At 63.5% G+C, this 1,418-nt stretch carries 1 protein-coding gene and 1 pseudogene; both read right to left on the bottom strand.

Annotated features, from left to right (window positions below; translation table 11 throughout):
* A pseudogene (locus EOC06_RS34805) lies at positions 1 to 200 on the bottom strand (response regulator); the annotation flags it as partial.
* 85 nt (positions 201 to 285) lie between these two features.
* A partial coding sequence (locus tag EOC06_RS34810) for an ActS/PrrB/RegB family redox-sensitive histidine kinase (protein ID WP_245470333.1) occupies positions 286 to 1,418 on the bottom strand: 1,133 nt, incomplete at its 5' end.

Consider the following 1,418-nt stretch of genomic DNA (forward strand, 5'->3'; position numbering starts at 1 on the left):
ATGTCGACCACGGCGTAGGCGGGTGGATTGGCGCGCGCCTTGGCAACCGCCTCCTCGACGCTCTCGGCCGTCTCGACCACGAAGCCCCTGGCTTCCATGGCGCGGGCCAGACGCGTGAGGAACGGCTTGTCGTCATCGACGACAAGCAGCGAGGTGTCCTCGCCTTCAACCATTGCGCCAATATTCTCGTCGCCTGTCATAGTCTCAAAATTCCTGCTGCCTTAATTTTACGCAAATATAGTTCCTGAGCCCGATTGTCCAATTTTTAGAGGTCCTTCAAGGCTCTCAGGCGGTGTCGAACATGCTGGCCGAAGTGATTTCCGGATTGAGGAACACACCACGCGGCCACGATATCTGTACCATGGCGCCCTCGCCCAGGCCGCTCGAATTGCGGAAATCGAGCACGGCACCGGAGCGTTCGAGCAGGGTCTTGGCGATGAACAGGCCGAGGCCCAGACCGCCGCCTGTTTCATTGCCCTGGCGCGTCGACATATAGGGCTCGCCGATGCGGTCGATGATCTCGGCCGGAAAGCCGGGGCCGTCATCGATGATCGAGAAGGTGACGGTGGCCTCGTCCCAGCTCCAGTGCACGGTGACGCTTTTGCGGGCGAAATCGACGGCGTTCTCGACCAAATTGCCGAGGCCGTAGATAACGCCCGGATTGCGTCGCCCGACCGGCTCGGGGCCGATGCGTTCGCCGGGCCGAAGCTTGATCGAGATGCCGAAGTCCCGGTGCGGCGCGGTGACCTCCTCGACCAGCGAGGTCAATGGCAATCGCGAAAGATGCGCTTCGCCCTCGGAGGACAGGCTGGTCAGCCGCTTGAGAATCTCGCGGCAACGCTCGCTCTGCGAACGCAACAGCGTTACGTCTTCCCCATATTTCGCATCCTTGCCGAGCGCCTTTTCCATCTCCTTGGCGACAAGCGCGATGGTGGCGAGCGGCGTGCCGAGCTCATGCGCGGCCGCGGCGGCCAGCCCGTCGAGGGCCGAAAGGTGCTGCTCGCGCTGCAGCACCAGCTCTGTTGCAGCGAGCGCATTGGCCAGAAGCCGGGCTTCGGCGGCCACCCGGAAGGCATATATGGCGGTGAAGGCGATCGAGGACAGCACCGCCATCCACATGCCGGCGACGTAGAGAAAAGGCATCGCCAGCGGCGCGTCCTCATGCCAGGGCAGCGGCAGATGGACAAAGACCAGAAAGGTCGCCGCCGACATGACCAGCCCGCCGAGGATGGCGGTCAGGCGCAGGGGCAGCGATGTCGCCGAAATGACGACAGGCACGGTCATGAGCAGCGAGAACGGGTTGGTGAGGCCACCGGTCATATAGAGCAGGCCGGCAAGCTGCAGGCTGTCGAAGATGAGGATGCCGAAGGCGGCAAGCGGCGTGAGCCGGTGCGCCGCCGGAAAGCGGAAGGCGAGAA

This window comes from Mesorhizobium sp. M7A.F.Ca.MR.362.00.0.0 (genome assembly GCF_004023175.1).
Taxonomy (GTDB): Bacteria; Pseudomonadota; Alphaproteobacteria; order Rhizobiales; family Rhizobiaceae; genus Mesorhizobium.